At 74.6% G+C, this 20,672-nt stretch carries 15 protein-coding genes; 9 read left to right on the plus strand and 6 right to left on the minus strand.

The genetic code is table 11. The features are described from left to right. Positions 1-47: 47 nt before the first annotated feature. Positions 48-4,781: an ATP-dependent helicase gene (locus tag OG556_RS23155; protein ID WP_371518938.1), complete on the minus strand. Its 4,734-nt coding sequence runs from the start codon at positions 4,779-4,781 to the stop codon at positions 48-50. Positions 4,782-4,974: 193 nt separating this feature from the next. Here OG556_RS23155 and OG556_RS23160 point away from each other — a divergent pair, with 193 nt between their 5' ends. The 7 genes from OG556_RS23160 to rny all read left to right on the plus strand — a co-directional run bounded on the left by OG556_RS23160 (position 4,975) and on the right by rny (position 12,770). Then, on the plus strand, positions 4,975-6,576 hold the full coding sequence (locus OG556_RS23160; RefSeq protein ID WP_371518940.1) for a S8 family serine peptidase: 1,602 nt from the start codon (positions 4,975-4,977) through the stop codon (positions 6,574-6,576). A gap of 53 nt (positions 6,577-6,629) precedes the next feature. Next, positions 6,630-7,220: a GNAT family N-acetyltransferase gene (locus OG556_RS23165; RefSeq protein ID WP_371518942.1), complete on the plus strand. Its 591-nt coding sequence runs from the start codon at positions 6,630-6,632 to the stop codon at positions 7,218-7,220. Next, positions 7,217-7,411 (plus strand): DUF3046 domain-containing protein, encoded by a 195-nt coding sequence (locus OG556_RS23170; RefSeq protein ID WP_363584597.1) that lies wholly within the window; start codon positions 7,217-7,219, stop codon positions 7,409-7,411. Before OG556_RS23165 ends, OG556_RS23170 begins: the two co-directional genes overlap by 4 nt. Before the next feature lie 84 nt (positions 7,412-7,495). Continuing rightward, complete coding sequence (locus OG556_RS23175) at positions 7,496-8,752, plus strand: AI-2E family transporter (protein WP_371518944.1); 1,257 nt, start codon at positions 7,496-7,498, stop codon at positions 8,750-8,752. Positions 8,753-8,929: 177 nt separating this feature from the next. Continuing rightward, a complete protein-coding gene (recA, locus tag OG556_RS23180) occupies positions 8,930-10,048 on the plus strand; it encodes a recombinase RecA (protein ID WP_371518947.1) in 1,119 nt (372 codons plus the stop codon). Positions 10,049-10,052: 4 nt separating this feature from the next. Continuing rightward, entirely contained in the window at positions 10,053-11,117 is a 1,065-nt protein-coding gene (gene recX, locus OG556_RS23185) for a recombination regulator RecX (protein WP_371518950.1), read from the plus strand. A gap of 180 nt (positions 11,118-11,297) precedes the next feature. Next, positions 11,298-12,770: a ribonuclease Y gene (gene rny / locus OG556_RS23190; protein ID WP_371518951.1), complete on the plus strand. Its 1,473-nt coding sequence runs from the start codon at positions 11,298-11,300 to the stop codon at positions 12,768-12,770. A gap of 87 nt (positions 12,771-12,857) precedes the next feature. Here the strand turns inward: rny and OG556_RS23195 are convergent, their stop codons facing one another. The 5 genes from OG556_RS23195 to OG556_RS23215 form a co-directional block, all read right to left on the minus strand. After that, the gene (locus tag OG556_RS23195; RefSeq protein WP_371518954.1) at positions 12,858-14,606 is read right to left on the minus strand and encodes an FAD-dependent monooxygenase; all 1,749 of its coding nucleotides are present in this window, start codon (positions 14,604-14,606) and stop codon (positions 12,858-12,860) included. A gap of 122 nt (positions 14,607-14,728) precedes the next feature. Further along, on the minus strand, positions 14,729-15,580 hold the full coding sequence (locus OG556_RS23200; protein ID WP_371518957.1) for an amino acid ABC transporter permease: 852 nt from the start codon (positions 15,578-15,580) through the stop codon (positions 14,729-14,731). After that, positions 15,577-16,227, minus strand: coding sequence for an amino acid ABC transporter permease (locus OG556_RS23205; protein ID WP_371518959.1), 651 nt, complete (start codon positions 16,225-16,227; stop codon positions 15,577-15,579). The genes OG556_RS23200 and OG556_RS23205 overlap by 4 nt, the downstream gene beginning before the upstream one ends. A gap of 55 nt (positions 16,228-16,282) precedes the next feature. Next, complete coding sequence (locus tag OG556_RS23210) at positions 16,283-17,185, minus strand: glutamate ABC transporter substrate-binding protein (protein WP_363623184.1); 903 nt, start codon at positions 17,183-17,185, stop codon at positions 16,283-16,285. Between the two features lie 120 nt (positions 17,186-17,305). Continuing rightward, the gene (locus OG556_RS23215) at positions 17,306-18,079 is read right to left on the minus strand and encodes an amino acid ABC transporter ATP-binding protein (protein WP_371518963.1); all 774 of its coding nucleotides are present in this window, start codon (positions 18,077-18,079) and stop codon (positions 17,306-17,308) included. A gap of 371 nt (positions 18,080-18,450) precedes the next feature. Between OG556_RS23215 and OG556_RS23220 the strand changes: the two genes are divergently transcribed. After that, the gene (locus tag OG556_RS23220) at positions 18,451-19,206 is read left to right on the plus strand and encodes a response regulator transcription factor (protein ID WP_350880177.1); all 756 of its coding nucleotides are present in this window, start codon (positions 18,451-18,453) and stop codon (positions 19,204-19,206) included. Positions 19,207-19,212: 6 nt separating this feature from the next. Next, positions 19,213-20,646, plus strand: a complete 1,434-nt coding sequence (locus OG556_RS23225; protein WP_371518966.1) for a sensor histidine kinase — start codon at positions 19,213-19,215, stop codon at positions 20,644-20,646. The last annotated feature ends 26 nt before the right edge of the window (positions 20,647-20,672 follow it).

Below are 20,672 nucleotides of genomic sequence, written 5' to 3' on the forward strand. Positions count from 1 at the left end.
AGGCCGCGGGGCACCGGATGCCCCGCGGCCTTCGGCGTCGGCGGGCCTCAGGAGGACCGCAGGCGCAGGCCGCGCGGGGTGGCGTGGAAACCGGCCTCCTCCAGCGCGGCGCCCAGCGCCGAGCCGAGGGCCGGCTCGCCGTTCGCCCGCTCGACCGTGACGCTGCCGAGCGCACCCTCGCGGACCGCGGCCGCCAGCGCGCCCACCGCCAGCGCCCGGGTGACGTCGTCCTCCGGCCAGGCCAGCAGCGACTTGCCGCCCCGCTCGACGTACAGCGCCAGCTCGCCGTCCACCAGGACCACCAGGGCGCCCGCCTTGCGGCCCGGGCGGTGGGCCCGGGCCTCCTTGGCCCCGGGGGCCGTCGGCGGCTCCGGCCAGGGCAGTGCGGAGCCGTAGGCGTTCGCCGGATCGGCGGCGGCCAGCACCAGTACCTGCGGGGGCTCGGTGGCCGGGGCGGTCGGCCACTCGGCGGCCCGGGCCCGCTCCAGTCGGCCGTTCACCGAGCGCAGCCGGTCGGCCGCGCCCTCCATGGCGAACTGGGCGCCGCCCAGACCCTCCACGAAGTAGCCCCGGCGGGCCCGGCCGCGCTCCTCCATCGCGGCGAGCACCCGGTACACCCCGGCGAAGCCGCCCGGCACCCGCTCGGCGGCCACCGCGCCCCGGGTCACCAGGCCGTGCCGGTCCAGCAGGCTCTGCGCCTGGGTGGTGGCCCGGACCGTCGGGTCGGCGGTGAAGGCGGGCAGCAGCGACCAGCGCCCGGCCACCGTCGGCGGGCCGCTGCGCAGCGCGCCGCCGACCCGGCCGAAGGCGCGGCCGGCGCCGCCGTAGCGGCCGCGCGGGGTCGCCCGGGGCGCGCGGTGGGCGGTGGCACCGGCCGTCCGGCCGGAGCCGAGCAGGGCGCGCAGCGGGGCGAGGGTGTCGTTGGTGACGTACCCGGCCCAGACGAGGTCCCAGAGCGCCTCGACGACCTCCGGCTCCGGGGCCTCCTCCGGCAACTGCTGGACCAGCTGGCGGAAGAACAGGCCGTAGCCGCCGGCCAGCGCCGCCATCAGCGCGCTGTGCACGGGGGTGAGCGCGGGCGGGACGGGCTCGGGCCGCAGCAGGTGGGCGTGCTCGGCCAGGTGCAGGCTGATCCAGCCGTCCTTGCCGGGCAGCGCGCCGGCCCCGCACCAGCCGATCTCGCCGGCCGCCGTCAGCTCGTCCAGCAGGCCGGGGGAGTAGTCGGTGAGCCGGGCCGGGAGGATCAGTTTCTCCAGGGCGGAGGCGGGCAGGGCGGTGCCCTGGAGCTGTTCGACCACCCGGAGCAGGCCGTCCGGGCCGCGCAGCCGGTGGCCGGCCAGGTGCTGCCACTGCGGGAGGAACGCGGCCAGGGCGCGCGGTGGGACGGGTTCGACCTCCTGGCGCAGGGCGGCCAGCGAGCGGCGGCGCAGCCGGCGCAGGACCTCGGCGTCGCACCACTCGGTGGTGGTGTGGTCGGGAGGGGTGGTGTGGAGCGCCTCCGGCGAAGGGTGCAGGCGGGCGGCGGGTGGGCGGAACTGGCCCTGGACCAGGCGGCCGGCGGCGGTGAGCCGGTGCAGGGTGCCGGTGACGACGGCGGTGCCGAGGCCGAAGCGGGCGGCCGCCTCGGCGGCGGCGAACGGACCGTGGGTGCGGGCGTGGCGGGCGAGCAGGTCGCCCAGCGGATCCTTGACCGGCTCGGTGAAGGCCTCGGGGACACCGACGGGCAGCGGGGTGCCGAGCGCGTCGCGCAGCCGCCCGGCGTCCTCGACGGCGGACCAGCGCCGCTCGCCGGCGATCCGGACCTGGATCACCCGGCGGGCCGCCTCCAACTCCAGGGCCCAGAGCGGCTCGGCGCCGCGGGCCGCCAGCTCGGCCTCGGTGAGCGGGCCGAGCAGGCGCAGCGCGTCGGCGACGCCCTCGGCGTCCTTGATCCGGCGCTCGGGGGTGAGGCGCTGGAGCTCGGCCTCCAAGTCGGCGAGGACCTGCGGGTCGAGCAGTTCGCTCAGCTCGGCCTGGCCGAGGAGCTCGGACAGCAGCCGGGAGTCGAGCGAGAGGGCGGCGGCGCGGCGCTCGGCGAGCGGGGAGTCCCCCTCGTAGAGGAACTGGGCGACGTAGCCGAACAGGAGGGAGCGGGCGAAGGGCGAGGGCTCGGGGGTGGTGACCTCGACCAGGCGGACGGCGCGGGATTCGAGGTCGCCCATCAGCTCGACCAGGCCCGGCACGTCGAAGACGTCTTGGAGGCACTCGCGGACGGCCTCCAGGACGATCGGGAACGAGCCGTACTCGGAGGCGACTTCGAGCAGTTGGGCGGCGCGTTGGCGCTGCTGCCAGAGCGGGGTGCGGCGGCCGGGGCTGCGGCGCGGGAGCAGCAGGGCACGTCCGGCGCACTCGCGGAAGCGGGAGGCGAACAGGGCGGAGCCGCCGACCTGGTCGGTGACCAGCTGCTCGATCTCGGCGGCGTCGAACAGGGCGGCGTCGGCGCCGACCGGGGCCTCGTCCGAACCGGACCGCTCCGAGGGGCTGTTGAAGTCGAAGTCGGTGGCGAGGAGGTCGGCGTCCGGCAGGCGCAGCACGATGCCGTCGTCGGCGTGCATGACCTGGGGGTCGAGGCCGTGCTTCTCGCGCAGCCGGGTGCCGAGCGCGAGCGCCCAGGGGGCGTGCACCTGGGCGCCGAAGGGGGAGTGGATGACGATCCGCCAGTCGCCGAGCTCGTCCCGGAAGCGTTCGACGACGATGGTGCGGTCGTCCGGGAGGTGGCCGGTGGCGGCGCGCTGCTGGGCGAGGTAGTCGAGCAGGTTGGCGGCGGCCCAGTCGTCCAGGCCGGCCCGGTGCAGCCGGGCGGTGGCGGCCTCGGGCGCCAGGGCGCCCAGCTCGCGGGTGAACGCGCCGAGGGCGCGGCCGAGTTCGAGCGGGCGGCCGAGGGTGTCGCCCTTCCAGAACGGGAGCCGGCCGGGCACGCCGGGGGCGGGGGTGACCAGCACCTTGTCGTGGGTGATCTCCTGGATCCGCCAGGAGGTGGTGCCGAGGGTGAACACGTCGCCGACGCGGGACTCGTAGACCATCTCCTCGTCGAGCTCCCCGACCCGGCCGCCGCCCTTCTTGGGGTCGACGCCGGCGATGAAGACGCCGAACAGGCCGCGGTCGGGGATGGTGCCGCCGGAGGTGACGGCGAGCCGCTGGGCGCCGGGCCGGCCGGTCACGGTGCCGGCCACCCGGTCCCAGACCACCCGGGGGCGCAACTCGGCGCAGGCGTCGGAGGGGTAGCGGCCGGCCAGCATGTCGAGCACGGCCTCGAAGGCGGACTGCGGGAGGGTGGCGAAGGGCGCGGCGCGGCGGACCACGGTGAGCAGGTCGTCCACCGGCCAGGCGTCCAGTGCCGTCATCGCGACCAGTTGCTGGGCGAGCACGTCCAGCGGGTTGCGCGGGACGCGCAGCGCTTCGATCCGGCCGGCCCGCATCCGCTCGGTGACCACGGCGGACTGCACCAGGTCCCCGCGGTACTTGGGGAAGAAGACGCCGGTGGAGACGGCGCCGACCTGGTGGCCGGCCCGGCCGACCCGCTGCAGGCCGGAGGCGACCGAGGGCGGGGACTCGACCTGGACGACCAGTTCGACGGCGCCCATGTCGATGCCCAGTTCCAGGCTGGAGGTGGCGACCACGGCGGGCAGCCGGCCGGCCTTCAACTCCTCCTCGACCAGCGCCCGCTGCTCCTTGGAGACCGAGCCGTGGTGGGCGCGCGCGATGACCGGCGGGGCGCCCTTGGCGACGCCGGACTCGGCCATCAGCTGGGCGGGGGAGTGCGCCTCTGGCAGCGGCTCACCGGTGGCCCGTTCGAGGGCGATCTCGTTCAGCCGGTTGCACAGGCGCTCGGCGAGGCGGCGGGAGTTGGCGAAGACGATGGTCGAGCGGTGCGCCTGGACCAGGTCGACGATCCGCTCCTCGACGTGCGGCCAGATCGAGGCCTGCCGCTGCGGGTCGGCGTCGGAGGAGGCGCCGGTGGCCGGGGCCGCGGGCAGGTCGTCCAGGTCGGGGACGGGGACGACCACCGACAGGTCGAACTCCTTGGCGGCGGCGGGCTGGACGACGACGGCGCCGCGCTGCGGGCTGAGGTAGCGGGCCACCTCCTCGACCGGGCGGACGGTCGCGGACAGGCCGATCCGGCGGGCCGGGCGCTCCAGCAGTTCGTCCAGCCGCTCCAGGCTGAGCGCGAGGTGGGCGCCGCGCTTGGTGCCGGCGACGGCGTGGACCTCGTCGAGGATCACCGTGTCGACGCCGCGCAGCGCCTCCCGGGAGGCGGAGGTGAGCAGCAGGAACAGCGACTCGGGGGTGGTGATCAGGATGTCCGGCGGGTGGGTGGCGAAGCGGCGGCGGTCGGCGGCGGGGGTGTCGCCGGAGCGGGTGGCGACCTGGACCTCGGGCTCGGGCAGGCCGAGCCGGACGGCGGCCTGGCGCAGGCCGGTCAGCGGGGCGCGCAGGTTGCGCTCGACGTCCACCGCGAGGGCCTTGAGCGGTGACACGTACAGGACCCGGCAGCGGCGCTTGGGGTCGGCCGGGGGCGGGGTGCTGCTCAGCCGGTCCAGGGCGGAGAGGAAGGCGGCGAGCGTCTTGCCGGAGCCGGTGGGGGCGACCACCAGGACGTCGGTGTCCTGCCGGATGGCGCGCCAGGCCTCGGCCTGGGCGGTGGTGGGGGCGGAGAAGGCGCCGGTGAACCAGGCCCGGGTGGTCGGGGCGAATCCGGCCAGGGGGTCGTCGTCCGGCGGGGTCGGGTGCTGGGGCGCCATGCCCCCATGGTGCCGGGTGGCACCGACAACCGGGGCGGGGGAGCGGAGGCCGCACGGGTGTGGTGAGCACGGGTGTAGTTAAAGGAGCAAAAAGGCAAATCCGCTCATATGGTGATGAATCAGGCCAGTGATCCACCCCGGCCCACCCCCGACCGACCCCCGACCCACCGGACCGACGAGCGGAGACCGTGCGATGGCGCAGGTGAACCCGTCCGGCAGTCCCGCCCGTGCCGCCCGCCGCCGCGTCCGCGGACCCGCCCGGGCGCTGCTCGCGATGCTGCTCACCGCACTCGTGGTCGGCGGCGCCGTCCCGTACGTGTCCGGATCCGGCCGGCCCTACCTCAGCTACCTGGTGCTCGCCGCGCAGGAGGACGCCGCCGGGGCCGCCCTGGCCGGGGCCGAGAGCCGGGCGGCGGGCGGACAGGTGGTCCAGGAGTACCCGCAGATCGGGGCCGTCCTGGCGTACGCCACCGGCGGCTTCGCGGGCACCGTGCGGGCCCGGCCCGGGATCGCCGCCGTCGGCACCACCCGGACCGAACCGGTGGTCGCCCCGCCCCGCCTGCTGGACGGCGCCGGGGACTTCACCGCCGGTACCGACCGCGCCGACCGGGCCGGCCGCAGCAGCACCGATCAAGCCCGTCGCGACAGCGATCACGCCCGTCGCAGCAGCACCGACAGCGCCCGTGGCGACGGCACCGACCGGCACGACGGCGGCACCGTCACCGTGCCCGACCCGGGCGAGGGCGACCCGTGGAACCTCACCATGCTCGGCGGCGCCGGCGCCTGGGCCGGCGACGCCTCCACCGGGATCCGCGGTCCCGCCGGAGCGCCGACCGCCGACGCGCTGCACACGGTGCTCGTCGCGGTGCTCGACTCCGGCGTCGACGACACCCACCCGGACCTGCGCGCCGCCGTCGACCCGAAGGCCTCCGTCTCCTGCGCCGACGGCCGGCCCGACGCCCGCTCCGGCTCCTGGCGGCCCGACCCCGGGGTCAGCGAGAGCGGCCACGGCACCCACGTCGCCGGGATCGTCGGCGCCGTCCGGGACGGCCACGGCGTCACCGGGGTCGCGCCGGGCGTGCGGATCGCCGCCGTCCGGCTGCTCGGACCGCTCGGCCAGTACTACGCCGAGAACATCGTCTGCGGCATGCTCTGGGCCGCCGACCACGGCGCCAAGGCGATCAACAACAGCTACTTCGCCGACCCGTGGAAGTACAACTGCCCGGAGGACCAGGACCAGGCCGCGCTGACCGCCGCCGTCGGCCGGGCCTCCGCCTACGCCCAGCGCAAGGGCGCCGTCGTGGTCGCCTCGGCGGGCAACGACGGGCAGGACCTCGGCGCCGCCCGGACGGACGAACGCAGCCCCAACGACCGGGTCTCCGGCCCGGCCCGCTCCCGCTACCTGGGCACCGAGTGCATCCGGCTGCCCGGCGAACTGCCCGGCGTCGTCACCGTCACCGCCGTCAACCGGGACGGCCGCCCGTCCGGCTACTCGAACTACGGCCGCGGCCGGGTCTCGCTGGCCGCCCCCGGCGGCGACCCGGACAGCGGGCCGCAGGGCGCGATCGTCTCCGACTGGCCGGGCGGGCAGTACGCGGCACTGGCCGGGACCTCGATGGCGGCGGCGCACGTCACCGGCGCGGTCGCGGTGGCCGCCGCCCTGCACCCGGACTACGGCTCCGCCCCGCTCGCCGCCCTGCTCGCCGGCACCGCGGCGGCCGCCTGCCCGCCCGGGCCGTACGCCTGCGGGGCCCGGCAGTACTTCGGTGCCGGGCTGCTCGCGCTGCCGCGTTGAGGCGGGCGGAAAACCGGGTGACGCCGTCCGGGCCGGCGGGTGAGGATCGGGGCGTGACCGTCTTCCTCACCACCGAGCGGCTGGTGCTGCGCCGCTTCACCGCAGCGGACGTCGACCACCTGGTCGAACTGGACGGCGACCCGGAGGTGATGCGCCACCTCACCGGCGGGCGGCCGACGGCGCGGGAGCGGGTCGAGGGCGAACTGCTGCCGCTGTACCTCGCGCACTACCGGCGGTACGGCGACCTCGGCTGGTGGGCGGCCGAGGAACGGGACGGCGGGGCCTTCCTGGGCTGGTTCGAGTTCCGGCCGACGCGGGACGGCGACCGCTCCGAGGTCGAGCTGGGGTACCGGCTGCGCCGGGCCGCCTGGGGGCTCGGGTACGCGACCGAGGGGGCGCGGGCGCTGGTGCGCCGCGGCTTCACCGAACTGGGCGTGCGGCGGGTGGTGGCGTACACGATGACGGTCAACACGGGCTCGCGGCGGGTCATGGAGAAGACCGGGCTGTCGTTCGTCCGCACCTTCCACGAGGACTACCCGGAGGCGATCCCCGGCAGCGAGCACGGCGAGGTCGAGTACGCGCTGACGGCTGGGCAGTGGCGGGCTCGGGACGGCGCCGCGCGGTCCGGGATACTGGAGCCATGAGGCTGACGGAGTTCTGGCGACGGATGCACGCGCACTTCGGGGAGGCGTACGCGGAGTCCTTCGCCTCCGACCACGTGATGAGCGAACTCGGCGGGCGGACGGTGCGGCAGGCGCTGGAGGCGGGCTGGGAGGCCAAGGACGTCTGGCGGGTGGTCTGCGAGACCCAGGGCGTCTCCGGCGTGCTGCGCTGACCCCCGCCCGCCCGCGGGACCGACCCCGCCCCGGCGGGGTGCCCGGTGCTCGGGCGGCTCCGGGGGATGGGTGAGACTGTCGGAGTGACAAGCAGCGCAGAAGCACGGAATTCGGACAGGACGGCGCGGGTCGCCGACGAGGCTCCGGGCCCGCCGCCCGAACCGCGGCTGCCGGAGGGCGCGGCCGGCGGCCTCTGGGGAAGCGGGATGCCGCGCTGGCTGCCCCGGGCGATGGTGCTGGCCCTGGTGCTGGTCGGGCTGTTCCAACTCGCCGACTGGGCCTTCCACCAGCTGATCGACCTCTTCGTGATGCTGCTGGTGGCCTTCTTCCTCTCGCTGGCGCTGGAGCCGGCCGTCGACCGGATGGCGGCGCGCGGGGTGCGTCGCGGGATCGGCACCTTCCTGGTGTTCGTCGCGGTGGGGATCGCGGTGATCGGGTTCCTCGCGGCGCTCGGCACGCTGCTGGTCGATCAGGTCGCGAAGATCGCCGGGGACCTGCCGCACCTGGTCGACAACCTGATCAACTGGGTGAACCGGACGTTCCATCAGGACGTGTCGCTGGGCGAGCTGCAGAAGAAGCTGCTCAAGGACTCCGGCGCGATCGAGAGCTACGCCCAGCAGGCCGCCGACAACGTCTGGGGCCTCTCTTCCACCGTGATCGGCGGGCTCTTCCAGGCCTTCACGGTCGGGCTGTTCACCTTCTACTTCACCGCCGAGGGCCCGCGGGTCCGCCGGACGGTCTGCTCGATGCTGCCGCCGGCCAAGCAGGGCGAGGTGCTGCGGGCCTGGGAGATCGCACTCGCCAAGACCGGCGGCTACCTGTACTCCCGGGCGCTGCTCGCGGTGGTCTCCGCGATCGGGCACTGGGTGATGTTCGCGCTGCTCGACCTGCCGTACGCGGCCGCGCTGGCGGTCTGGGTCGGCGTCATGTCGCAGTTCGTGCCGACCATCGGGACGTACCTGGCCGGCGCGCTGCCGGTGCTGGTGGCGCTCACCGTGCAGCCGGTGGACGCGCTCTGGGTGCTGATCTTCGTGGTGGTCTACCAGCAGGTCGAGAACTACCTGCTGCACCCGAGGATCACCGCGCGGACGGTGGACGTGCACCCGGCGGTCGCGTTCGGGGCGGTGATCGCGGGCGCGGCGCTGCTCGGCGCGGTGGGCGCGCTGATCGCCATCCCGGCGGCGGCCACCCTGCAGGGCTTCGTCGGGACGTACGTGCGGCGGTACGAGGTGGCCACCGACCCGCGGATCGACCGGGGCGAGCAGCGGCGGGCCCGGCGGGAGCTGCGCCGGGAGGCGGCGCGGCGGCTGCGGCGGATGGTCGGTGGCGACGGGAGGTGACCCGGCCGGTGGCGGCGGCACCGTTCGGACGTGCGAAGCTTGAATCGAACATTTGTTCTCTGTACTCTCCGGCGAGGAGTTTTCCACAGGCGGAGCCGGGTCGGGCTCGTTTGTCAGTGGGACGCGCTAGCGTCGAGGACGATGAAGCGCACAGCACAGAACCCGAGGGTGGAAGCCATGGCAGGTACGGACCGCGAGAAGGCCCTTGAGAACGCCCTCGCTCAGATCGAGCGGCAGTTCGGCAAGGGCTCGGTGATGCGCCTGGGCGAGAAGGCCAACGAGCCGATCGACGTGATCCCCACCGGGTCCACCGCCCTGGACGTGGCCCTCGGTGTCGGCGGTATCCCGCGCGGCCGGGTGGTCGAGATCTACGGCCCCGAGTCCTCCGGCAAGACCACCCTGACCCTGCACCTGGCGGCCAACGCCCAGCGGGCCGGCGGCACGGTCGCCTTCGTCGACGCGGAGCACGCGCTCGATCCCGAGTACGCCAAGAAGCTCGGCGTGGACACCGATGCCCTGCTGGTCAGCCAGCCGGACACCGGTGAGCAGGCGCTGGAGATCACCGACATGCTGATCCGCTCCGGCGCGGTCGACCTGATCATCATCGACTCGGTCGCGGCGCTCGTCCCGCGTGCGGAGATCGAGGGCGAGATGGGCGACTCGCACGTCGGTCTGCAGGCCCGGCTGATGAGCCAGGCGCTGCGCAAGATCGCCGGTGCGCTGAACCAGTCGGGCACCACGGCGGTGTTCATCAACCAGCTGCGCGAGAAGATCGGCGTCATGTTCGGCTCGCCGGAGACCACGACCGGTGGCCGGGCGCTGAAGTTCTACGCCTCGGTCCGGCTGGACATCCGCCGGATCGAGACCCTGAAGGACGGCACCGAGGCGGTCGGCAACCGCACCCGCGTCAAGGTGGTCAAGAACAAGGTCGCCGCGCCGTTCAAGCAGGCCGAGTTCGACATCCTCTACGGCGTCGGCATCAGCCGCGAGGGCGGCCTGATCGACATGGGCGTCGAGCACGGCTTCATCCGCAAGTCCGGCGCCTGGTACACCTACGAGGGCGACCAGCTCGGCCAGGGCAAGGAGAACGCCCGCAACTTCCTGCGGGACAACCCGCAGCTCGCCGACGAGATCGAGCGGAAGATCAAGGGCAAGCTCGGCATCGGCCCGAAGACCGAGGAGCCGGCCGAGGGCGAGACGGCGGCCGCTGCCGCCGACGGTGCCGCGAAGCCGATCACCGCGACCGCCGCCAAGACGGCCGCGGCGAAGAAGACGGCGGCGGCCGCCAAGGCCTGAACCGTTGACGCAGCACGACGCAGTGGGTGAGGGCGGACCTTCGGATCCGGACGGCGACGACTACGGGCCGCCGGACTGGTTCGCCGCCGTGGCGGGGGAGCCGGAGCCGCCGTTCGAGGCGACGCCCAGGGCGCGGTCGCAGTCCCGGAAGGGGCGGCGGCGGGAGCGGTCCTCCGCCGCACAGTGGGCATCCGGTCCGGAACCGGAGTTCGACCGGGCGCCGGCCCGGGCGGTGCGCGGCGCGGCGCCCGGGCCGGCTCCGGCGGAGCCGACGGTGGACGAGCTCGGGCTCGTCTCCGCCTCCGAACTGCCCACCGGCCGCCGCAGACGGCGCTCGGCGCTGGCGGCCGAGGAGTTCGACGAGGCCGGCTCCGCGACGGCGGGCGACGGCCGGGGCGAGGCCGGGGCGGTCGGTCACGGGGGTGTGACCGCCCTGGCCCCGCGCACCGGTGCCGGCGCACGTCGTGGGCGGCGCGCTGCGGCCGGGCGCTCCGCCGGGCACGCCTCGGAGGAGGCGGGCGCTCCGGGTGACGAGCACGACCCCTCCGCCCGTACCGGCCGGACCGCGCGGAAGCGGGCCTCGGCCGAGGAGACGGCCGATCCCGAGGCCCGCGCCCGCGACATCTGCCTGCGGCTGCTCACCGGCGCCGCCAAGAGCCGCAAACAGCTCGCCGACGCCCTGCGCAAGCGGGAGATCCCGGACGACGTCGCCGACGAGGTGCTCACCCGGCTCGAAGAGGTCGGGCTGATCGACGACGCGGCCTTCGCCGCGGCCTGGGTGGAGTCCCGGCACGCCGTCCGGGGGCTGTCCCGGCGGGCACTGGCCCAGGAACTGCGCACCAAGGGCGTGGCCGCGGACCTGGTCGAACAGGCCGTCGCCCAGCTCGACCACGACGACGAGACCGAGGCCGCCCGGGCGCTGGTGGACCGCAAGCTGCGGTCCACCCGGGGGCTGGACCCGCAGGTCCGGATGCGGCGGCTGGTCGGCGTGCTGGCCCGGCGCGGCTACTCCGAGGGGCTGGCGTTCCGGGTGGTGCGGAGCGCGCTGGACGAGGAGGAGCCGGGCTGACCGTCGGGAACCGGGAGGGAGTAGTGGCCGTCAGGTAGCCATTGCGTACGGTTCTTGGTCCAGTCCAGGTCGAGTCTTGACCGTTTCGTGACCCGCACCTAGCCTCGCACTCAGTGCGGGGGCGCTTCCGGACGGCGGTCCACGCCGGGCGCCGGACAGCGGTGACGGGGAGTGGGCGGCATGAGGATCTCTGCGGGCACCGGACCGGACGCCTCCCTGCTGCCACTCGCCGGGTCGGCCGGCGCCGTCCTGCTGCTCCTCGCCGTCCTGGTCGGGCTGCTGGCCAAGCGGCTCCGGGCCGCCCAGCGGCGCGCCGGCGTCGAGGCCGAGCGCGTCCGCGGCTGGGCCGAGCAGCAGACCTCCCGGCAGCGGGACGAACTCGCCCGGCGCGAGGAGCAGTTGGCCGAGGAGCTGCGCCGGGTCCGGGCCAGGGAGGACGAACTCGCCGCGCGCTCCGCCGAGCTGGAGCGCGCCCGGGGCGAGGCCGAGGCGCTGGTGACCCGCCGGGTGGCGGTACTGGAACGGGCCGGCGGACTGTCCGCCGAGCAGGCCCGCGCCGAACTCCTGCGCGAGGCCGCGACCACGGCCCGGCGGGAGGCTGCGGTCACGGTCAGGGAGATCGAGCGCGAGGCCAGGGAGGAGGGCGAGCGCCGGGCCCGGGGCATCCTCGCCGGGGCGATCCAGCGGCTGGCGACGGTGCAGACCGCCGAGACGGCGGTCACCGTCTTCCGGCTGCCGAGCGAGGACATGAAGGGCCGGATCATCGGCCGCGAAGGCCGCAACATCCGCGCTTTCGAGGCGGTCACCGGCGTCAACCTGATCATCGACGACACCCCCGCGACGGTGCAGCTCTCCTGCTTCGACCCGGTCCGCCGGGAGACCGCCCGGCTCACCCTGGAACAACTGGTCGAGGACGGCCGGATCCACCCGACCCGGATCGAGCACGTCCACGAGCGCAGCCGCGAGGAGGTCGAGCAGTGCTGCGTCCGGGCCGGCGAGGACGCCCTGCTGGACGCCCGGGTCGGCGGCGGGATGCACCCCGAACTCGTCCGCACCCTGGGCAGTCTGCGCTACCGGGTCTCGTACGGGCAGAACGTACTCGGGCACCTGCTGGAGTCCGCGCACCTGGCCGGGATGATGGCCGCCGAGCTCGGGGTGGCCCCGGAGCCGGTGCGGCGGTCGGCGCTGCTGCACGACATCGGCAAGGCGCTCACCCACGAGGTCGAGGGCAGCCACGCGGCGGTCGGCGCGGACTTCGCCCGCCGGCACGGGGAGTCCCCGGAGGTGGTGCACGCGATCGCCGCGCACCACGGTGAGGTGGAGCCGCGCACCGTGGAGGCCGTGCTCACGCAGGCCGCGGACGCCTGTTCGGGCGGGCGGCCCGGGGCGCGCAAGGAGTCGCTGGAGGTGTACGTGCGGCGGCTGGCGCGGCTGGAGGAGATCGCCCGCGCGCACGAGGGCGTGGCCGAGGTGTACGCGATGCAGGCGGGGCGCGAGGTGCGGGTGATGGTGCGGCCGGAGGAGGTGGACGACCTCGGGGCGCAGCTGATCGCCCGGGAGGTCGCCCGGCAGGTCTCCGAGGAGCTGACCTATCCGGGCCAGATCCGGGTGACGGTGGTCCGGGAGAGCCGGGCCATCGCGGTGGCGAGTTAGGCCCTGCCCTGCCCAGCCCTGCCCTGCCTTGTCCAGCGCTGTCCTGCCCAGCCCTGTCCGGCGCACGCCCGGGGCGCGCGCCAGGCCCTAGGCGCGGGGTGAGTCCACTTGCTGGGGCGCCTGGCGGGCGGCGGGCTCCGGCGCGGGGTCCTGGTCGGGCTCGGGCTCGGGTGCGCCGGCGAGCGGGGCCGGCCCGCCCCGGGCGCGGTCGGCGAGCGCCAGCAGGTCCTCGGCGGCGGCGCCCTGGGTGGCGCCGACCAGGTGCCCGTCCGGCCGGATCAGCAGCACGGTGTGCGGCCCGGCCTCCGGGTACTCCTCGGTGACCAGCACTTCGGCGGGCACCGGCAGCGCGGCGGCGACCTCGGCGAGCCGGGGCATCAGGCCCGCGCCCAGCCAGTGCTCGGCGGACCAGACGGCGGTGCCGGGGGCGACCAGCAGCAGCAGGAAGGTGACGCCGAGCCGGGCGTGCAGGTGGTCCGGGGTGCCGTCGGCGGCGAGCACCGGCAGGTCCGGGACGAGCACGCCGGGGGCGGTGGCCGGCAGCAGTTCGCTGAGCGAGGTGGTGCCGCGGGCGCCGCGCTGGACCGGCACCCGGCCGGGGACGCCCGAGGGCGCGGCCGGGTAGGCGGGCGCGCCGCCGAAGCGGCCGGTGCCGAGCTGTCCGTCGGCGAGCAGCGGCGCGTGCTTGCGGAAGCCGCCGACCAGCAGCGAGCGCCGGGTCTGCTGCCAGCCGCGCAGCGGGCGCAGCAGCGGCATGGACTGGTCGACGGCGCGCAGCCGGGCGCCGACCGCGCCGCGCCGTTCGGCCTCGTAGCCGTCCAGCAGGGAGCCTCCGGGCTGCGGGCCGCCGGAGTGGAGGTGCCAGGCGAGGGAGAGCCGCCAGGCGAGGTTGTCGGCGTCGCGCAGCCCGTCGGCCAGGTTCTGCATGCCGAGCGCGCCGTGCAGGTGGGCGGCGTCGCCGGCGAGGAAGCAGCGGCCGCTGCGGAACCGGGCGGCGAGGCGCTGCTGGGCGGTGTGGTCGGCGGCGGCGAGCAGGTCGAAGCGGGGGAGTTCGCCGCACCAGCCGGTGAGGGTGGCGGTGACCCGGGTGAGCAGGGTGTCGCCGGTGACGACGCCGGGCCAGGTGGCGTGCGGGTCGACGGTTTCGGTGGGGGCGGGCCGCCCGGGGGGCAGCCGCCAGTCGAGCCGCCAGACGCCGTCCGGCAGCGGGCGGGCGGAGGCCTCGCGGTCGCCGCGCCACGGGGGCTCGCGGTGCAGCCGGGCCTCGTGGAAGGGCAGGTCGACCCGGACGGTGGCGATGGCGTTGCGGTCGACGGCGGGGCGGCCGGGGAAGCGGATCTTCAGGAGCTTGCGGACGGCGGATCTGGCGCCGTCGCAGCCGACCAGGTGGCTGCCGCGCCACCAGGTGCTGGAGCCGTCCTGGGTGCCGTGGGTGCGGACGCTGACGCCGTCGCGGTCCTGTTCGAGTTCGACGACCCGGCTCAGCGGGACCAGCCGGACCAGCGGGGTGCCGGTGAGGGCGTCGCGCAGGCCGCGCTGGAGGCGGTGCTGGGGCAGGTGGAAGGCGGGGGAGTCGGCGAGGTCGATCCGCAGCACCTCCTGGCGGCGGCGCCAGACGGTGAAGGAGTCCCAGAGGGCGGAGTCGGAGACGGCCCGCGGGTAGCCGATCCGGGTGAGGAAGGCGGCGGTGTCGGCCCCGAGGACGACGCTGCGCGGGCCCTCGGGGCAGAGCCCGGAGCCCTCGTCCAGGACGATGGTCGGCACCTCGTGCCGGGCGAGGGCGAGGGCCAGGGCCAGACCGACCGGTCCGGCCCCGACCACGATCACCGGGTCCATGTGGTGACCTCCGGGCACGAACCGGCCGATGGGCCGGCGTCAGTTACCGCTGCCGCATATGCCGCGTGGATGCTCCCGGGAGGTGTCACGAAGAGCAATGCAACAGTTCACCTGCGTGTGCGTCAAGCAGCAGCTGAAGTGCGCCGGTTCGCGCCGCGACGGCCGCGCGCTTCGATCCACCGGGCGAGGGCGGTCAGCAGCAGGCACATGGCGATGTAGATCGGACCGATCACGAGCACCACGGGGATGTAGGGGAAGCCCGCGGCGTTGATCGGCTGGCTGGCGATCGCCTTGCCGACGAACAGCAGCTCGTGGAAGGTGATGACGAAGCCGAGCGAGGTGTCCTTCAGGGTGACGACCAGCTGGCCGATCATCGAGGGCAGCATCGAGCGGATCGCCTGCGGCACCAGGATGGAGGCCATCACCTGGCTCTTGCGCATGCCGAGCGCGTAGGCCGCCTCGCCCTGGCCGCGCGGGACGGCGTTGACGCCGCTGCGGATGATCTCGGCCTGCACCGAGCCGTTGTAGAGGGTGAGGCCGAGCACCAGCGCCCACATCGGCTCCTTCGCGAAGAACGCGTAGTAGAGCGCGACGATCAGGATCAGCAGCGGCATCGCCCGGAAGAACTGGACGAAGCCGACGGCCGCCCAGCGGACCGGCTTGTGGTCGGAGAGCTGCCCGGCGGCGAGCAGGCCGCCCAGGGTGAGCGAGAACAGCGCGGCCAGGCCGAAGGCCTGCAGGGTGGAGAGCAGGCCGTCCACGATGCGCTGCTGGACGGTGTTGTACTGGAACGCGTCCCACATGAGCGGGTCGAACTGGCCGTTGTCGGAGAGCGCGGTGAAGACGTACCAGAGCAGGGCGGCGACGCCGATCAGCGCCAGCGCCCCGAACAGCTGGTACCGGAAGCGGGCCCGCGGGCCGGGGGCGTCGTAGAGGACGCTGGCCGTGGGGGTGCGGGTGAAGAGGTTGCTCATCGGGCCACCGCCAGTCGGGATTCCAGGACGCGGAACAGCGTGGCGACCGTGGCACTGATCACCAGGTAGGCGCAGGCCACCCAGAAGAAGATCCCGAAGATCGCGTAGCCGCGCTCGGAGAGGGTCTGCTGCACGCTGTACAGCTCGCTGACGCTGAACGCGCCGGCGATCGCCGAGTTCCTCGGCAGCGCGATGAACACGCTGCTCAGCGGGGCCAGGACGGTCCGGGTGGCCTGCGGCAGGATGACCAGGGTGAGGGTCTGACCGAAGCTCATGCCGAGGCTGCGGGCCGCCTCGGCCTGCCCGAGCGGCACGGTGTTGATGCCCGAGCGGATCACCTCGCAGACGAACGAGGCGGTGTAGCCGCCGAGTGCCAGCACCGCGAAGGTGAGGTGGCTGAAGTGCACCCCGAGCGGCGGCAGGCCGAAGGTGACGGCGAAGAACAGCAGGGTCAGCGGGGTGTTGCGGAACAGCGTGACCCAGGCGGTGCCGAAGGCACGCAGGACCGGCACCGGGGAGACCCGGAAGGCCGCCAGCAGGGTGCCCAGCAGCAGGGCGAGCAGGGCGCTGAGCGCGCTCAGCTCGATCGTCTGCAGGAAGCCGTCGCGGAACAACGCGAAGTTGTCCTGCTCGAACAGGAACCCCATCCGGCGGCCCTCCTCTCATCAGATGGTCAGGACGGATGGTCGGGCGTGGACCGGATCAGTAGCGCTCGAGGGCCGGCACGGCCGGCGCGGCGGAGCCGGACGCGCCCAGGGTCGCGTCGTAGGCCTTCTTCCAGTCGCCGTTGTCCTCGTGGGCCTTGAGCGCGTCGCTGATGGCGTTGCGCAGGACCGCGTCGTCCTTGTTGAGGCCGACGCCGTAGTTCTCCTTGGTGAACGGCTTGCCGACCACCTTGAGCTTGGGGGCGTACTTGGAGGCGTAGCCCTTGAGGATCGCGTCGTCGGTGGTGACCGCGTCGACCTCGCCGGAGAGCAGCTTCTCGACGCAGGCCGAGTAGGTGTCGAACTGAGTGATCTTCGGGTTGTACTGCTGGATGTTCTTGATCGAGGTGGAGCCGGTGGCGGTGCAGATGTTCTTGCCGCCGACGCTCTCCGGGCCGGTGATCGAGGTGTTGTCGGCCTTCACCAGGAAGTCCTGGCCGGCGATGTAGTATGGGCCGGCGAAGGAGACCGTCTTCTTGCGCTCGTCATTGATGCTGTAGGTGCCGACGTAGAAGTCGATCTGGCCCTTGGCGATGGCCGGCTCGCGCTGCGAGGAGACCAGGGTCTGCCACTTGATCTGCTGCGGGCTGAAGCCGAGGTCGGCGGCGATCATCTTGGCGATCTCGATGTCGAAGCCGCTGCGGTCGCCGCTGGCGACGTCCTCGAAGCCCAGGAACGGCTGGTCGGCCTTGGCGCCGATGATCAGCTGGCCGCGCTTCTTCGCCTCGGCGAGGATCGCCGAGTCGATCTTGACGTCGGTCTTGACCGTGTAGGTGGGCAGCGCCGGGGCGTTGCCGCTGCTCGCGGCGGTGGCGCCGGGGGTGCCGTCCTTGCCGCAGGCGGCGGTGGCGGTGAGCGCGACGGCACAGAGCGCGACGGCGAGGGTGCGACGAGTCCTCATGAGGGTTGTTCTCCTGGGAGCTGGGCCACGGCTAACCGGGCTCTGGCGTCTGGAAGGTGCGTGCACGGGCAGGGCCGCCCGGCGTCCTTGCCGGTGGCGGCCCCGCGTGGTCTCGAAGCGTCAGTGGTGGAGGATCTTCGAGAGGAAGTCCTTGGCACGGTCGGAACGCGGCGCGGTGAAGAAGGCGTCCGGGGTGTTCTGCTCGACGATCCGGCCGTCGGCCATGAACAGCACGCGGTTGGCGGCGGAGCGGGCGAAACCCATCTCGTGGGTGACCACGACCATCGTCATGCCGTCGGCGGCCAGCTGGCGCATGACCTCCAGCACCTCGTTGACCATCTCCGGGTCGAGGGCCGAGGTGGGCTCGTCGAAGAGCATCACCTTGGGCTTCATCGCCAGCGCCCGGGCGATCGCCACGCGCTGCTGCTGGCCGCCGGAGAGCTGGGCAGGGACTTTGTCGGCCTGCGCGCCGACGCCGACCCGCTCCAGCAGCTCGCGGGCGGTCTTCTCGGCCTGCGCCCGGGCGATCCCGCGCACCTTGACCTGGCCGATGACGACGTTCTCCAGCACCGTCTTGTGCGCGAACAGGTTGAAGCTCTGGAACACCATGCCGACCTCGGCGCGCAGCCGGGCCAGCTCCTTGCCCTCGGCGGGCAGCGGGCGGCCGTCGATGGTGATCGTGCCGGAGTCGATGGTCTCCAGCCGGTTGATCGTCCGGCAGAGCGTCGACTTGCCGGAGCCGGACGGCCCGATCAGGACCACGACCTCGCCCTGGACGATCTTCAGGTCGATGTCCTGGAGGACGTGCAGCGCTCCGTAGTGCTTGTTCACGCTGCTCAGCACGACCAGGGGGGCGGCTGCAGGGGTGGAGTCCTCGACCGGATTCTCGGCCATCGCGCCTGCTCCCTCGTGTCGGCCCGTGAAAGTCTGAACTCCCTTGGGCGGCAATGGTGGTACGAAATCCGGGAGCCGCGACCGGCGGAGCCGCAGCCCCCGGTGGGCCGACCATAGGAGTGATGACGACGTGCCGTCAGCCGATCTGAGCGGAACTTGAGGATCACGAAACGGCCACACGCTGCTCGCGGGCTGTTCGCCGGGGCGCCAACGGGGCATGTGAGAGCGGGCGTCCGCGCCGGCGCGCCCCGCCCCGCGGCAGCTGTCGGGCGACCGAGCCTGGCGCCGGGCCGCCCACTGGCTCATACTGCGCAGGACCGGGGCCCGACCGGGCGGTCCCGGTGATCAGGTGGGGGAAGGAGGAGAACAGGATGCGACTGCTGCTCGTCGAGGACGACGAACGCGTGGCCGCCGCGCTGGTCGCGGTACTGGGCCGGCACGGCTTCCAGGTCCGGCACGCCCGCAGCGGGCACGAGGCGCTGGACGCCCTGGTGCCGGACGGGAACGACCCGTACCGGGTGGTGCTGCTCGACCTCGGGCTGCCCGACCGCGACGGCTTCGAGGTGTGCAGCCGGATCAGGGCCGGCAGCGGCGTCCCGGTGATCATGGTCACCGCCCGCGCCGACATCCGCTCCCGGATCCACGGCCTCAACCTGGGCGCCGACGACTACGTCACCAAGCCCTACGACATGGGCGAGCTGCTCGCCCGCATCCACGCGGTGGCCCGCCGCGGCGCCGCCCCCGCCTCGGTGGCGGTGCCCGCGCCCGACGCCGTCCCGCAGCAGCGCGGCCCGCTGGAGTCCCGCGGCATCCGGATCGACCGGGAGCGCCGCCGGGTCAGCGTGGACGGCCGGGACGTGCCGCTCACCCGCAAGGAGTTCGACCTGCTCGCCCTGCTCGCCCAGAGCCCCGGCGTGGTCTACCGGCGCGAGCAGATCTTCAGCGAGGTCTGGCGCAGCGGCTGGGAGGGCAACGGGCGCACCCTGGAGGTGCACATCGGCTCGCTGCGCAACAAGCTCGCGCTGCCCGGCCTGGTCGAGGCCGTCCGCGGCGTCGGCTACCGCCTGATCCCGGAGTCCCCGGCACCCGCCGCGGACCCGGCCCCGCCCGCCCCCGCGGAGCGCTGACCGCACGTGCGCACCCGCCTGCTCGGCATCCTGATCGCCCTCATGCTCTGCGTCCTGGCCGCCCTGGGGCTGCCGCTCGCGGCGGCGGTCGCGGCGGCCGAGCAGAGCAAGGTGGTCGTCGACCGGCTCGACGACGCCGCCCGCTTCGCCCAGGACCTGCCCACCTCCGGCCCCTCGGCGGTGGACTCCGCGCTCAAGGGCGACCCGGAGCCCGCCCCCGGCGACGTCAGCCGCCGGCACGCGATCGACGCCGAGGTCCGCCGCTACCACGACCTGTACGGCGTGCGGCTGGGCATCTTCCAGCGCGACGGCGTGCCGATCGCCGCCGCCCCCGCCGACTGGCGGGTGCCCCCCGGCGGCTGGGGCGCGCAGGCCTTCCAGGAGGCGCTGGACGGGCGGCGCAGCCACAACCCGCCCCAGGTCTGGCCGTGGACCGACGACCGCACCCTGACCGTCGCCACCCCGGTGGTGCGCGACGGCGACGTGGTCGCGGTGGTGCTCAGCGAGTCCCCCACCGGGGCGCTGCGCACCCGGATCCTGCACAGCTGGCTGGTGATCGGCGCCGGCGAGGCCGCCGCGATGATCGTCGCGGTGCTGCTGGCCGGCCGGCTCACCGAGTGGGTGCTGCGCCCGGTCCGCACCCTCGACCGGGCCACCCACGACATCGCCACCGGCCGGATGGCCGCCCGGGTCGCGCCCGGCGGCGGCCCGCCCGAGCTGCAGCGGCTGGCCCGCTCGTTCAACGAGATGGCCGACCACGTGGTGCTCGCCATGGACCAGCAGAAGGCCTTCGTCGCGGACGCCTCGCACCAGCTGCGCAACCCGCTGGCGGCCCTGCTGCTGCGGGTCGAGGTGCTCGGCCTGGAACTGCCCGAGGGGCACGAGGAGGAGCTCGGCGGAGTCCGGGAGGAGGGCGTCCGGCTGGCCCGGGTGCTGGACGACCTGCTGGGCCTGGCCACCGCCGAGCACGCCCGCCCCGGACCCGAGCAGACCGACCTGGCCGCGCTCACCCTGGCCCGGGTCGACGCCTGGCGGCCGGTCGCCGAGCAGCGCGGGATCGAGCTGCGCTGGGAGGGCCCGGCGCTCGCCGTCGGCATGGCGGACCCGATCGGCTTCGGCTCCGCCCTGGACGCCGTGCTGGACAACGCGCTCAAGTTCGGCCCGGCCGGCAGCGGGGTGCGGCTGAAGGTCTCGGTGCGCCGGGACGAGGTCGCGGTGACCGTCACGGACGCCGGGCCCGGCCTCGCCGAGGACGAGCTGCCCCGCGCCGGGGACCGCTTCTGGCGCAGCCCGCGGCACCAGAACGTGGACGGCTCCGGGCTCGGCCTGTCGATCGCCCGCACCCTGCTGGCGGCGGGCGGCGGTTCGCTCGCCTTCGCCCCGGTCCAGCCGACCGGGCTCGCGGTGACGCTGACGGTGCCGCGGCCGGAGAAGCGGTAGCCCGTACGGGCCCACGGCGCTCGTAC

This window comes from Kitasatospora sp. NBC_01300 (genome assembly GCF_041435235.1).
Lineage (GTDB): Bacteria > Actinomycetota > Actinomycetes > Streptomycetales > Streptomycetaceae > Kitasatospora.

Bases quoted from the DNA above. Each gene is read 5' to 3' on its own strand.
- recA (WP_371518947.1), top strand. From the start codon at position 8,930: ATGGCAGGTACGGACCGCGAGAAGGCCCTTGAGAACGCCCTCGCTCAG.
- OG556_RS23210 (WP_363623184.1), bottom strand. From the start codon at position 17,185: ATGAGGACTCGTCGCACCCTCGCCGTCGCGCTCTGTGCCGTCGCGCTC.
- OG556_RS23160 (WP_371518940.1), top strand. From the start codon at position 4,975: ATGGCGCAGGTGAACCCGTCCGGCAGTCCCGCCCGTGCCGCCCGCCGC.
- rny (WP_371518951.1), top strand. From the start codon at position 11,298: ATGAGGATCTCTGCGGGCACCGGACCGGACGCCTCCCTGCTGCCACTC.
- OG556_RS23200 (WP_371518957.1), bottom strand. From the start codon at position 15,580: ATGAGCAACCTCTTCACCCGCACCCCCACGGCCAGCGTCCTCTACGAC.
- OG556_RS23155 (WP_371518938.1), bottom strand. From the start codon at position 4,781: ATGGCGCCCCAGCACCCGACCCCGCCGGACGACGACCCCCTGGCCGGA.
- OG556_RS23205 (WP_371518959.1), bottom strand. From the start codon at position 16,227: ATGGGGTTCCTGTTCGAGCAGGACAACTTCGCGTTGTTCCGCGACGGC.
- OG556_RS23220 (WP_350880177.1), top strand. From the start codon at position 18,451: ATGCGACTGCTGCTCGTCGAGGACGACGAACGCGTGGCCGCCGCGCTG.
- OG556_RS23215 (WP_371518963.1), bottom strand. From the start codon at position 18,079: ATGGCCGAGAATCCGGTCGAGGACTCCACCCCTGCAGCCGCCCCCCTG.
- OG556_RS23195 (WP_371518954.1), bottom strand. From the start codon at position 14,606: ATGGACCCGGTGATCGTGGTCGGGGCCGGACCGGTCGGTCTGGCCCTG.
- OG556_RS23170 (WP_363584597.1), top strand. From the start codon at position 7,217: ATGAGGCTGACGGAGTTCTGGCGACGGATGCACGCGCACTTCGGGGAG.